The organism is Aphanothece hegewaldii CCALA 016 (assembly GCF_003007785.1).
Taxonomy (GTDB): Bacteria; Cyanobacteriota; Cyanobacteriia; order Cyanobacteriales; family Microcystaceae; genus Chroococcus; species Chroococcus hegewaldii.
In genome coordinates, this window is sequence record NZ_PXOH01000021.1 from 22,693 (window position 1) to 35,530 (window position 12,838).

General features: G+C 37.7%; 14 protein-coding genes. 11 read left to right on the top strand and 3 right to left on the bottom strand.

Annotated features, from left to right (window positions below):
• Positions 1-214 precede the first annotated feature (214 nt).
• From C7H19_RS16965 to C7H19_RS16995, 7 genes are all read left to right on the top strand, one after another.
• Positions 215-1,819 carry a YcjF family protein gene (locus C7H19_RS16965; protein WP_106458113.1) on the top strand — a complete coding sequence of 535 codons (1,605 nt, stop codon included), beginning with the start codon at positions 215-217 and terminating at the stop codon, positions 1,817-1,819.
• Between the two features lie 113 nt (positions 1,820-1,932).
• On the top strand, positions 1,933-2,244 hold the full coding sequence (locus C7H19_RS16970; RefSeq protein ID WP_106458114.1) for a hypothetical protein: 312 nt from the start codon (positions 1,933-1,935) through the stop codon (positions 2,242-2,244).
• A gap of 84 nt (positions 2,245-2,328) precedes the next feature.
• On the top strand, positions 2,329-2,847 hold the full coding sequence (locus tag C7H19_RS16975) for an HNH endonuclease (RefSeq protein WP_106458115.1): 519 nt from the start codon (positions 2,329-2,331) through the stop codon (positions 2,845-2,847).
• Positions 2,848-2,859: 12 nt separating this feature from the next.
• The gene (locus C7H19_RS16980) at positions 2,860-3,234 is read left to right on the top strand and encodes an alr0857 family protein (RefSeq protein WP_106458116.1); all 375 of its coding nucleotides are present in this window, start codon (positions 2,860-2,862) and stop codon (positions 3,232-3,234) included.
• Between the two features lie 72 nt (positions 3,235-3,306).
• Positions 3,307-4,389, top strand: a complete 1,083-nt coding sequence (locus tag C7H19_RS16985; protein WP_106458175.1) for an AI-2E family transporter — start codon at positions 3,307-3,309, stop codon at positions 4,387-4,389.
• 140 nt (positions 4,390-4,529) lie between these two features.
• The gene (locus C7H19_RS26480; protein WP_106458117.1) at positions 4,530-5,339 is read left to right on the top strand and encodes an HNH endonuclease; all 810 of its coding nucleotides are present in this window, start codon (positions 4,530-4,532) and stop codon (positions 5,337-5,339) included.
• 135 nt (positions 5,340-5,474) lie between these two features.
• A complete protein-coding gene (locus C7H19_RS16995) occupies positions 5,475-5,780 on the top strand; it encodes a hypothetical protein (protein ID WP_146136539.1) in 306 nt (101 codons plus the stop codon).
• 46 nt (positions 5,781-5,826) lie between these two features.
• Here the strand turns inward: C7H19_RS16995 and C7H19_RS17000 are convergent, their stop codons facing one another.
• From C7H19_RS17000 to C7H19_RS17010, 3 genes are read right to left on the bottom strand one after another with little or no spacing between them, the layout of a single operon-like run.
• Positions 5,827-6,381: a peroxiredoxin gene (locus C7H19_RS17000; RefSeq protein WP_106458119.1), complete on the bottom strand. Its 555-nt coding sequence runs from the start codon at positions 6,379-6,381 to the stop codon at positions 5,827-5,829.
• Positions 6,382-6,422: 41 nt separating this feature from the next.
• Positions 6,423-7,679 (bottom strand): FGGY-family carbohydrate kinase, encoded by a 1,257-nt coding sequence (locus C7H19_RS17005; RefSeq protein ID WP_106458120.1) that lies wholly within the window; start codon positions 7,677-7,679, stop codon positions 6,423-6,425.
• Complete coding sequence (locus C7H19_RS17010; RefSeq protein WP_106458121.1) at positions 7,676-8,104, bottom strand: NUDIX domain-containing protein; 429 nt, start codon at positions 8,102-8,104, stop codon at positions 7,676-7,678. Before C7H19_RS17010 ends, C7H19_RS17005 begins: the two co-directional genes overlap by 4 nt.
• 22 nt (positions 8,105-8,126) lie before the next feature.
• Here C7H19_RS17010 and C7H19_RS17015 point away from each other — a divergent pair, with 22 nt between their 5' ends.
• The 4 genes from C7H19_RS17015 to C7H19_RS17030 all read left to right on the top strand — a co-directional run bounded on the left by C7H19_RS17015 (position 8,127) and on the right by C7H19_RS17030 (position 12,837).
• Positions 8,127-9,059, top strand: coding sequence for an NAD(P)H-dependent glycerol-3-phosphate dehydrogenase (locus C7H19_RS17015; RefSeq protein WP_106458176.1), 933 nt, complete (start codon positions 8,127-8,129; stop codon positions 9,057-9,059).
• Positions 9,060-9,477: 418 nt separating this feature from the next.
• Positions 9,478-11,964, top strand: coding sequence for a M10 family metallopeptidase (locus C7H19_RS26840; RefSeq protein ID WP_106458122.1), 2,487 nt, complete (start codon positions 9,478-9,480; stop codon positions 11,962-11,964).
• A 135-nt stretch (positions 11,965-12,099) separates the two neighbouring features.
• The gene (gene rpsO / locus C7H19_RS17025) at positions 12,100-12,369 is read left to right on the top strand and encodes a 30S ribosomal protein S15 (protein ID WP_106458123.1); all 270 of its coding nucleotides are present in this window, start codon (positions 12,100-12,102) and stop codon (positions 12,367-12,369) included.
• A gap of 21 nt (positions 12,370-12,390) precedes the next feature.
• Complete coding sequence (locus tag C7H19_RS17030) at positions 12,391-12,837, top strand: PAM68 family protein (protein WP_106458124.1); 447 nt, start codon at positions 12,391-12,393, stop codon at positions 12,835-12,837.
• The last annotated feature ends 1 nt before the right edge of the window (position 12,838 follow it).

Consider the following 12,838-nt stretch of genomic DNA (forward strand, 5'->3'; position numbering starts at 1 on the left):
CTAGTTGACTTTTTTAAAAATAAAAACTTACTTAGTACACTTGACAAATTTTAAATTTTTTGCATTACTCTACTACAGGATAACAGAAAAATCTAACTTTGTCACTATTTCTAAAGAAATAATTAAGATTAGGTTAATTAGTGATGACTGATGAAGCGATTGCTTACCGAGAAGAAAAGATTAAGATCTAAAAAAAGCTTTTACACCAAACACGATGCCCTTACCCCGTCTTTTCCTACTATTTCTCGGTTTATCTCTGATTTTAGGGATGATTTTGTGGTTAGTCAACTCAATTTACCGACTTTATATATCAATTGCTTTTACTGCGCCGTTATTCGCCAATTTACTATTGTTGCTGATTATCGCCTTACTGGGACTATTAATCTATATTTTTATATACTATTTTTATCTCGCGCCCAAACAAAAAAAATCGCGGCGTAAGTCTCGTCTTTCTCCTACCTCACTTCCTCCCCTAGAAAAAACCGAAGCAGCCGAAGAAAATCTTAAAGCAGTTCGTCAGCAAGTACAACAAATTCAAGATCAAGTATCACAAGAGGTATTACTCAAACGTTCTCAGGAAATCGAGGCTAACTTAAAAAGAGGTGAATTACAAGTCGTCATTTTTGGTACAGGTTCGGCGGGCAAAACCTCCTTAGTAAATGCTTTAATTGGGGAAATGGTGGGAAATGTTGAGGCAACAATGGGAACTACCGAAGTCGGCGAAACCTATCGTTTAAAATTAAAAGGATTAGCCAGAGAAATACTGATTACGGATACACCAGGAATTTTAGAAGCGGGTATTGCTGGAACCGAACGAGAAAAAATAGCCCGTCAACTGGCCGCCGAAACCGATTTACTATTATTTGTAATTGATAATGATTTACGACAGTCGGAATATGAACCCTTACAACATCTTGCGGCAATAGGAAAGCGATCGCTGTTAGTATTTAATAAAACCGATCTTTATCCCGATGAAGATCAAGCCATTATTTTAAAACAAATACGAGAAAGACTTAAAGGAATCATTCCTGCTGCTGATATTGTCCCTATTGCCGCCAATCCTCAACCGATTCAACTAGAAAACGGACAAATATTAACACCCGAACCCGAAATTATTCCCCTCATTAAACGATTAGCTACTGTTTTACGGGCAGAAGGTGAGGATCTGGTGGCGGATAATATTTTATTGCAATCACAACGTTTAGGGGAAGAAGCACGAAAAATTATTGATCGACAACGACGTAGACAATCTGATCAAATTATCGATCGATATCAATGGATAGGCGCGGGTGTAATTGCTGTGACACCATTACCTGTCATTGATTTACTGGCGACGGTTGCTGTTAATGCCCAAATGGTGATAGAAATTGGACAAGTTTACGGTTGCGATCTTAATAACGAAAGAGGAAAAGAATTAGCACTCTCTCTGGGTAAGACTTTGGTTAGCTTGGGTGTGGTGAAAGGGGCTGTCGAATTACTCGCTAGGGCATTACAAACGAATATTGCCACTTATGTCGTAGGAAAAGTGATTCAAGCGGTTACGGCGGCTTATCTGACGCGAATTGCGGGAAAAAGTTTTGTTGAATATTTCCGTCATGATCAAGATTGGGGTGATGGGGGCATTTCTGAGGTGGTACAGCGACAGTTTCAGTTAAGCAAGAAAGATGAATTTATTAAAGCTTTTGTCGTGGATGCCATTAATAAAGTTGTTAAACCGTTTACAGATGTTTGGAATTCAGATGAGGATGAAGAAGAGGAAGAATATATCCAACCCCAAATTACACAGCCACGGGTTTCTATACCAGAGGATGACTGGTAAAGAAAAAAAATTTTGGTTTAGGGTATTGGCAATTTTCCATTCTTGTATTATATTTGTAATTATCGAAAAAATAGTAAACACGCGCCGTCTTTTAGGAGTAACAGTCTTCTATCATGAACACGATTCAAGCCATATATACCCGTCTGCGGAAAGCCACCCTCGAACATCTAGAGATGTGGTTGGGCTTTACCGTGTCAGGCGAATGGCTTGGAGTATTTAAGCTTGGAGTATTTAACTTTAGACTAATTAACCTAGAAGGCGAGGGCTGCGAAGATGATTTTAAAGGCGAGATTAATATTAACCAGGATAATCGACCTAATCCGATTAGCGCTCGTTCCCATACAGTTCAATTATTTTTAGCCAAAAGACTATTAGCCAAAAACATAAGCGGGAGGTACAGAAACAGATTAACTGTACCTATATAAAACAAAGTAACTTAACCCTTTACTTAACCCGCTTTCCAACAAGATAAGCGGGTTTTTTAGTTCTATGTACGATGGGATAAAACTGTGATTCAAAACACTGAACCCTTACAACAATCGGTAGTCGTTTTTTCTTCTAACTACCTTCCAATGACAAGAGTAAATATTAAACGGGCAATTGTACTTTTAGTCACTGGAAAAGCCGAACCGATGCACTTAGAAACGGATATTTATTGGGAAGTGCGATCGCCTAATTTAATCTTACAGGTGCCAGCTTGTATCCGTCTTTTGATTCAAGGAACGGAACGGCTTTGGAAAGTTCCCCCAGTCAACCGCCGAGAATTATTACGCCGAGATAAACATCAGTGTCAATACTGCGGCAGTAGGAAAAAACTGACGATCGATCACATTTTAGCGCGATCTAAAGGGGGTAAAAATACTTGGGATAATCTGGTAATCGCTTGTGAAAGTTGTAATACTCGTAAAGGCGATCGTACCCCACAACAAGCAGGAATGATCCTACACACCACCCCAAAAGCCCCAAGTCACCCTGCTGTGATGTTTGCCGAAGCTTTTTGGCGCAATCAATCGGAGATAAAATTATAAAGAGGATTGGTGATGTTAAAACTGACTTATACTACAAACGGCTTTCACTTAGAGCATTTAAGCCAGTCTATTGAAGAATGGGTTAATACACGTGTATTGCTTGCCATGCGTTCTGGAACAGGTTTATCAGTTGAACCTAGTACCGCTTGCTTTTTACTTCCCCAAAATCTAGCAAATTTAGATACCTTAGAAGAGATGGGCGAAGATACTTTATCGGTATCAATGTGCGATGCTGACTCAGTTGAAATCAGTTTAGAGGGAACTTGGTTAAGCTCGAATAATGAGAGTGAAGAGGGTTTATTTGTTTGTGTAATGGATGAATCTGCCGAGATTTTCCTCTATCAACTGTGGAAAACTGCTCAATATCAATTAACAGTTAATAGTTAATAGTTGTTATTATGTAAGGGTTTGGAGACCAAACCCTTACCATTAAAAACACAACTATTCATGTTTTTTATCATGATGGATTTCTTTGACAAACTGCCTCGCTGGTTACAAATTGGGATTATTTTTCCCATTGCTTTTCTTAATAGTTGGTTGTTGGTTATATTAATTGGTTATTTAGAGCCATTAATTAGTATTTTTGTGACTGCGACTATTTTGGCTTTTTTACTTGATTTTCCCGTGAGAATTTTACAAGATAAAGGAATCCGCCGAGAGATCGCAGTTAGTTTAGTTCTTCTCATTTCGGTTCTAGCTTTAGTACTTTTAGTCGTAATTTTAGTGCCATTAATTGTTCAACAATTGAATGAATTAATCATTAGCTTACCAAGTTTACTAGAAGCGAGTCGAGAAGAATTACAAAGTGCCGAACATTGGACAATTATTCAAAATCTATCCATTAATGTTAAAGAATCAATTGATCAATTAGTAAATCAATTTTCTCTAGTTCTACAATCTTTGAGTTCTAATCTACTAAATTTTATTGTAGGAACGATCGGCAGTATTGCAAATGTGGCATTTGTTCTGATTCTAACAGTTTTTTTGGTACTCACAGGTGAACAGGTTTGGGATGGAGTTTTTAGCTGGATACCCACACCTTGGAATACTAGATTAAGGGAATCTTTGCAACAAAGATTTGAAAATTATTTTGCTAGTCAAGCAATTTTGGCAGGAATTTTAAGTATTGCTCAAACGATTGTATTTGGTATTTTAAATGTGCCTTATGCGGTTCTTTTTGGGGTTTTGATTGGCGTTACTACTCTGATACCTTATATGAGTGCGGTGACGATTATTATTATTAGTTCTATTTTAATGTTACAGCAGTTTAGTTTAGGATTACAAGTTTTAATCGCTGCTTTTGTTGTTGGTCAAATTAATGATAATATTGTCGCACCTCGTTTGATGGGAGGGATGACGGGATTAAATCCAGTTTGGATTATTATTTCTTTATTTATTGGGGGAAAAGTTGGCGGAATTTTGGGTTTATTGATTGCGGTTCCCTTAGCAAGTGTTATTAAAGGTACAACGGATTCATTAAGAGATTCTAATGCAAAAAATCAAAATTTAATTATTGAAACGGTTAAAAATACGTTGGAATAGGTTTAAAGTAAAGTAATAATATCAATCTAATTAATTGCTCATAGTTATGTTTAAGCAAAAAGTAAAAAAAGTAGCTTTAAATTAAAATTAATAAGTCTTGTGTAGCACATTCGTCAACAGTATTGATTTCTGATTAGGTTATGGCAACTTTTTTATTAACTTGGAATTCAAAAAGATGGCATTGGAACGATTTTACAGAAATGGTGCAATTAGTACAGTCGGGTCAATTAGTAACTACCCGTTGGAGTTGTGGTAATTCCAAACGTCTTAAAAAAGGTGACCGAGTATTTTTTATTAAACTTGGTCAGGAACCTAAAGGAATTTTTGCATCGGGCAGCGTTGTTCAAAATTCTTATGAGGATTTACATTGGCATCAAGAAAAGGCATCCCTTGGAGAAACTGTCATGTTTGTTCATGTTCGGTTCGAGACATTACTAAACCCTGAAATCACTCAGATTCTCCCACGCCAATCACTCAATCTAAAACCATTGGCGGCAATGCACTGGGATACACAAATGTCAGGGATTCAAATTCCTGAAAATATTGCTTTAGAGTTAGAAAAGCTCTGGCTCAATTTTGTCAATTCTGAAAAATTTAGCTCTCCTGAAGAAGTTTCACAAGATAAAACTTATTATGAAGGTGCAGTACAGCAAATAACGGTTAATGCCTACGAGCGTAATTTTAAAGCTCGACAAGAGTGTATTAAGCATTATGGTATAAATTGCTTCGTTTGTGGTTTTAATTTTGGTCAAGTTTTTGGAGATTTGGGTGACGGTTTTATTCATATTCATCATCTGCATCCACTATCAGAAATCAAGAAAGAATACAACGTTAATCCTATAGAAGATCTGCGTCCTATCTGCCCAAACTGTCATGCAATGATTCATCGGCGTTCCCCTCCACTAAGCATTGAGGAGATTCAGACAATTTTAAGTAAATCTAAAGGTTAATGCTCATTAATGAGGACAACAAAACGTAAATTTTAACTTTATAAATAGGACATTTAGCTTTAATTTATTCACAAAAAGCTAACTAATTTATAATCACATAATTGGTATTAGCTACCAAGCGAGAAAGAAATCTTTATGAACATGGAATCTAAAAATAATTATTCAGATCAAGAAATAGAAGATATTTCGGACAATTTGGAGAACTATGATTTAAACCAAGCTGTCAGAGGGAAATTTTATGATAAATATCAAGCTTTAAAAGGAAAAGTCCCCGTCACTATTCAAACTCAAGAAGGGGAAAAAAAAGTCATTTTACACACGATTAAGACTCAAGGTATTCTCGATCTCGCGGGTAACTTAAAAGCTAAGATAATGTCTGACTTGCTTGCTGGTGAATACGAAGTAACTATCATTATTGAAGAATTGCAAACAATGACATAGATTTTTATCCTAGCTTAGTAGTCCCAATAACGGGCTAGATATTTTCTTAAGAATTAGATTGTTGTAACTCGTCTAAACGGGCTAAAACTTCTGCGCTATGAATAGCAGGTTGTACACCTAAAAATGTGGCTCTTAAAATACCATCTGGATCAATAATATAGGTATGACGTAATGACATAAAACCTAACCAAGAACCATAAGATTTACTCACTTTTCCTGTAGTATCTGCTAATAAAGGAAATTTTAAGCCTTCAGAATCACAAAATTCTTCATGAGATTCTGTATCATCGGCACTTACTCCCAAAATTTGGGTATTTTTGGCTTGATATTTGCTTAAATCTTGTTGGAAACGACGCGCTTCTAAGGTACAACCAGGGGTAAAATCTTTCGGATAAAAATACAAAACGACCCATTGTCCCCGATAATCGGATAAAGATATCTCACCGTCTCCCGTATTGGTGGATAATGTAAATTCGGGCGCAGCTTCGTTTATTGTGGGTTGAGTTCCACCTAATGCGAATGCAACGGAATTAGAAGAGAAAAACGTTAGAATAGCGATCGCAATTGTTACAACAATACTCAAAAACTTTCTGCTTAACATAAAATATCTCAAAAATACAATATCTGTTACATAAGTTTACCTTAAATTGGGTCGCTACCTTTGGCTAATATAGCTGTACCATAAGCCGCTTCCGTTTGAAGAGATGAAAAAACAGGTACTTGTAAATGACGCTGACGAATTTTACACCAAGTCTTATTTTTTGCTCCGCCACCGGCTGTATAAACTTTTGTTAAGTGTGTTGCGCCGAGTTCTTGTAATTTTTGGTAGCCTAATGCTTCCAGACGCGCCATACTTTCTAATAACCCGTGTAAAAATTCTACAGGATTTTTAGGACGAGGCTCTAATTTGGGTGGTAGTGAAGGATCATTAATGGGAAAGCGATCGCCTAGACTTAATAGAGGATAATATTCTAAAGGACTTTCTTGTGTTGCATCAATTTTTTGAGAGTGTGTTTCTAATTCTGTATTCGTGAAAAAATGCTGTAAAACTGCGCCACCCGTATTCGATGCACCACCCGTTAACCATAAATTGCCCAGACGATGACTATAAATACCAAACTTGGCGTTTTCGATACGAGTCTGACTGAGTAATTTTAGAACCAAAGTTGAACCTAAAGAAGTCACCGCTTCACCTGGATATTTTGCACCACTAGCTAAAAATGCGGCAATACTATCCGTTGTACCCGTACAAACCACACAAGACGAGGGTAAACTAAATTGGTGAGCAATATTGTGTGTAATTGTATCTAGGGGATATCCAGGGGAGAAAATTTCCGGCAAAAGGGAAAAACAAGATAATTCTTTGAGCCAATCAGGATAAGATAGAGTTTCTACGTCATAACCTAGTTTCAAAGCATTGTGATAATCACTAATTCCCAGTTTGCCATGTAATAAAAAAGCTAACCAGTCTGCTTGATGTAGAAAATAACTCGCTTGAGATAAAAGGTTTTGTTTTTGCCACCAAAATAATTTACTTAGACTGGAGGTTGCACTAATAACGGTATGATTAAAAGGTGCAATTGATTTAATTTCATCCTTTACAACTTTGCCACGAGCATCATTGTATAAAATGGGTTCATCAATCGGATGACCGAATTTATCGCATAAAATTACTGTAGCAGATGTTCCATTAATTGCGATCGCTTGTATTTTTTTTCTCATTTCTAACGGTATTGCTACCAAGAGAGCAAATAAAGCATCTTGCCACATCTGAGCTAAACTTTTAACTTTAGTGAGCAAAAATAGCTCGTTTTTTTGCCATTGAATGATTTCTGCTTCATCAATAATAATTGCTCTTGCGCCGGATGTCCCGAAATCGATGCCTAAATAAAGACTCATAGACGTGGACGGATTCCATAATTTCGATAATAACAATAATCTTTTAAAATTTTATCGTGATCGAAACAAAGTTTAGATGGAATCTCCCATAATTGAAAAATCCGAACCGTTTTTGCATCATCTAAAGCGGTGGGTTCACCTTTTGCAGTAGCGATAAAAACAATACTCAGAGTATGTTGACGTGGATCACGATTTGGGTCAGAATAGACGTAAAATTGTTCGACTAATTCCACTTCTAAATTAATTTCTTCCATTGCTTCTCGAATTGCTGCCGTTTCGACTGTTTCTCCATAGTCGATAAATCCTCCTGGTAATGCCCATCCGTAAGGCGGGTTCTTTCTTTCTATTAAAATAATTGGACGATGAGGCTGATCTAACAATTCAATGATAATATCAACTGTTGGAGTGGGATTTCGATAAGTCATGTTAAACCTTACCCTAAATATTATGAATCAAAAAAATAAAATTATTACTATTATAGGGTCAGGAGTGTGGGGAACTGCATTAAGTAAATTAGTTTCTCGAAATCATCATCATTGCAGACTTTGGTCGCGTCGTAGTTTAGAAAATTTAGAATCTGTTATTCATGATGCTGATGTAATTTTATCAGCCGTTTCGATGCAAGGAGTACGCCCAACAATTGAAGATTTACAATCTTTAGAAATTTCCCAAAAAACTATTTTTTTATCTGCCACAAAAGGGTTAGATCCCATCACAACTCTTACTGCTTCCCAAATTTGGCAAAGTGCTTTTCCTAATTGTTCTCATGTGGTTTTATCGGGACCGAATTTATCTCCAGAAATTGAACAAAATTTACCCGCCGCGACGGTTGTTTCGAGTCATGATACTCAAGCAGCAGAAGCCATACAATTAATTTTTTCATCGGATACTTTTCGCGTTTATGTAAATTCTGATCCCCTAGGAACTGAGTTAGGTGGAACGTTAAAAAATGTGATGGCGATCGCATCTGGTGTTTGTGATGGATTAAACTTAGGAACTAATGCAAAAGCGGCGTTATTAACAAGAGCTTTACCCGAAATGATTCGCGTCGGAACTTCAAGAGGAGCTAAACAAGAAACGTTTTTTGGGTTATCAGGTTTAGGAGATTTACTGGCGACTTGCAATAGTCCTTTATCCCGTAATTATCAGGTGGGATACCGTTTAAGTCAAGGGCAAACCTTAGAGCAAATTATCACTGCTTTAAAAGGAACCGCAGAGGGTATTAATACCACCGAAGTTTTACTGAAAATTGCTCAAAAACAAGATTTATATGTCCCAATTACCTATCAAGTATATCGTTTACTCAAAGGTGAAATTACCCCACAAGAAGCCGTCAATAATTTGATGAAGCGAGATTTAAAAGCGGAATTTTATGAATAGCATATCTTTTCAGAAAACGCATCTGTAGATTCAACCTTTTTCAAAAATTACTTAAATAAGATTCTATAGCTTATAAATTACTCTCAGTAATTCCTCGTTATTTATATTTTTTTCATAAATTCTATTTTTTTTGTATCAAATGTTACATTTTTGCTATTATCAATTTTAAATAATCGCTATAAGATAAAAATTAAGCACAATTAAAAATTGGAATAAAAACTATTTTCTTCTCCAAGCTTTTGATTGTTGGTGATTCTTTCTATATTTTATAAACCAGCATCATGTAGTTAATAACTCTAAGAAAAGAGTCAATTTTTCTATGCTTTTTATTCATAATTTGTTCTTTTTTGTCGTCGCTTGCCCTTATTGATGAATTTTATTTAACTCATTACTCATTCATTATTTAGGATAAAAAACCATGTCATATTTTATCAAAGACGCTTTAACAGGAAATTTAGAACAAAATTTAACAGCAAATAAGCCCTTAGAGAGATGGATAGAGAGTGAGCATTCGCGCCATCATTCCCATGATGATGATGAAGTCCATGACTATCCAATAGATTTAAACCCTTCTACTATTGCACCAACTCGTCCTTTATTGCTACCAACTCGCCCTTCATTACTTAACAGCGAACCTATCTTAGCTAATTCCTTAAGTCAAGATCGAATTAATGGTTTACTATCGGCTTATAAGTGGAATAATATCCCAAGTTCAAGAGAACTGACTTATAGCTTTTATGAATCTTCGGTTTGGGGTGGCTCTTACTATGGTACTCAAACAGGTGTTACAGAAGTTAGTGAAGCGGTTAAAACCAATGTTCGACAACTCCTCAGTTGGTTAGAAACAGTTATTAATATAGACTTTCAAGAAGTAACCGAAACCTCTACAAGTAGCCCAGTAGGAACATTACGCTATATGTTATCCAATGGGCCAGGATATGCTTATTGTTATTATCCGTCAACCAATCCTTTAGGGGGAGATGTTCATTTAAAGCCATCTTATCAAAATACTTCAGATACTAACGGATTTGAGCAACCGGCGGGAAATCATGGTTATATGACCTTAATTCATGAAACTTTACATGGACTTGGTTTAAAACACCCCCACGATGGCACAGCTTTACCCACTGTTGAAGATAATACCGCTAATACAGTAATGTCTTATCGCTTTACGGGAAACTCGGCAGGAACCGCGATGGCTTATGATATAGCGGCGTTACAATCTTTATACGGAACAAAAGCGAAAGAAACAGGGGACACATCCTATCAGTTTACGACTCGTATTGATCAGTTTTCTCTTAACGGTACTTTATCGATCGACACATCTTATCTCACTAAACAAACCATCTGGGACACCGCCGGAAGTGATACTCTAGATTTTACAAACCTCGCCTTTGAAAATTTGGGTTATCGCTTCGATATGAACGAGGGCGGCTGGTTAACGGCAAACCGGGCTTATCGTTTTCAACAGTCTATTAATGACTATAACGTGACTGGGGGAAGCATTCAAAGCACTTACTATGATTTTGGCACATCGATCGCTTATGATGTCACCCTCGAAAATCTTATTAATTCCACAAGTGCTGATACAATTTACGCCAATGGTGCAGCAAACACATTTCAAGGCTATACAAAAGGAAGATCCGTCGGCGCAGATATTCTCTGGAATACTAATAGTAGTGACAGCTTAGATTTATCCACTTACACCGTTAATGAAGTCACTCAAACCCAAAACGGTTCGGACTTAATCTTAGGATTTGGGAGCAATGGCTCAGTTACCGTCAAGAATTATTATAGTGGCTCTCAACTGAATATTCTTTATAAACAGATCGTCGTTCTACCCACAATTACCCTAGACATAGCCCCCGGTAGTGTCACCGAAGATGGTACAGATAATCTTATTTATACCTTTACTCGGACTGGAAACACCACTAACGCTTTAACCGTTAACTTTAGTGTGGGAGGTACAGCCACTCTAAACACCGACTATACTAGCATTGGGGCTAATAGTTTTAATGCGACCACAGGAAGCATTATTTTTGCGGCTAATGCCTCTACGACAACTTTAACGATCGATCCCACACTAGACAGCCTCGTTGAAGATCCCGAAACCGTCCAACTTGCTTTAACCAGTAGCAACAATTACACTATTGGTACACCCGCAAGCATTACAGGAACGATCACTAACGATGACGGCGACGGGCTAGATAATACACTCATCGGCGGTAGCGGTAACGATTCCCTCAATGGTGCGGCAGGAAATGACACAATCATCGGTAATAGCGGTAACGACTCCCTCAATGGTGGTAAAGGCATCGATAGCCTAAGCGGTGGTTTGGGTGACGATAATTATACAGTTGACAATTTAGCTGATGTGTGCATAGAAAATTCTGGAGAAGGCACAGACACAATAAAAACGCCCTTTAGCACTAACCTCACTGGCACCAACATAGAAAGGCTGACATTAACGGGTACAGGTAACGTAGATGGAACCGGAGATAGTAATAATAACATCCTCATCGGCAACACGGGTAACAATATTCTGACGGGTGGCGGTGGCAATGATACTTTAACTGGTGGTGGGGGCAATGATACTTATGTTTTTGCATCCCTGGCTGATGGAATCGATCGCATCACCGATTTTAACGTAGTTAATGATCTGATCACCCTATCCGCATCAGGTTTCGGCGGTGGGTTATCGCTTGGTAGCCTAGATGCTTCACAATTACGGGTTGGTGCGGGGATCACTTCGGCAAATAGTGCGACACAAAGAGTGATTTTTAACACGACGACGGGAGCATTATTCTTTGATGCCGATGGCAATGGAGCGATCGCTACTTCTACTCGGTTCGCTACTCTTTCTGCTAATCTTGCCTTAATAGAGACTGATTTCCTCGTTGTATAAAGACTCGTTCTTTTAATCGTGATAAGTGTTTTGGCTCTTCAAGACACTTTCATTTTTTATTAACTCTTTCTTTTACCACAAAAAGGATGGTAATATAATAGATTGCAGCATTTATCTAAAACTTAAACGATCGCAATGGCCTTAACACAAACCAAAAAACAAGAATTAATGACTCAGTTCCAATCCCACGAAACCGACACCGGATCTGCGGATCTGCAAGTCGCTTTACTCACGGAACGAATTAGCCAACTTACCACCCATTTACAGACTAATCCTAAAGATCATGCCTCAAGACGGGGACTGCTCAAAATGATTGGTCGTCGCAGAAACTTATTATCATATATTCAAAATAAAGACCAAGAACGTTATCAAAACTTAATCCGCACCCTTGGGATTCGCCGTTAATTTATTTTTACCATACCTGCTATGCCCTCGGAACCAAAAAGGGATCGTTTACCATTTGAACCCAGTAGAAACAAGAAGAAAACCCCAAAACAGCCGCCAGATCCGGTTATCGCTGCCAAGAAGGAAGAAGCCAGTTTAAAAGCCATTCCCGAAGTAGTGAGCCAGCGCATGATTAAGCGGATGGCCTTATTTTCGGGGATTCCTACCGCCCTAGGAATGTCATCATTTTTTATCTTTTATCTGGTTGTCAGTCGTGGCTGGTTCAAAATCCCCAACTATGCTGTCTTTGCCGTAAGTCTAGGATTGTTCGGGTTGGGCGTTCTTGGATTAAGCTACGGCATTTTTTCAACCTCATGGGAGGAAAATAATACCGGAAGTTGGTTAGGTTGGGAAGAATTTAAAATCAACTTTGGCCGTACACTAGAAGCATGGCGCTCAGGTAAAAAAGAAGCCAACGGCAACAGCTAAT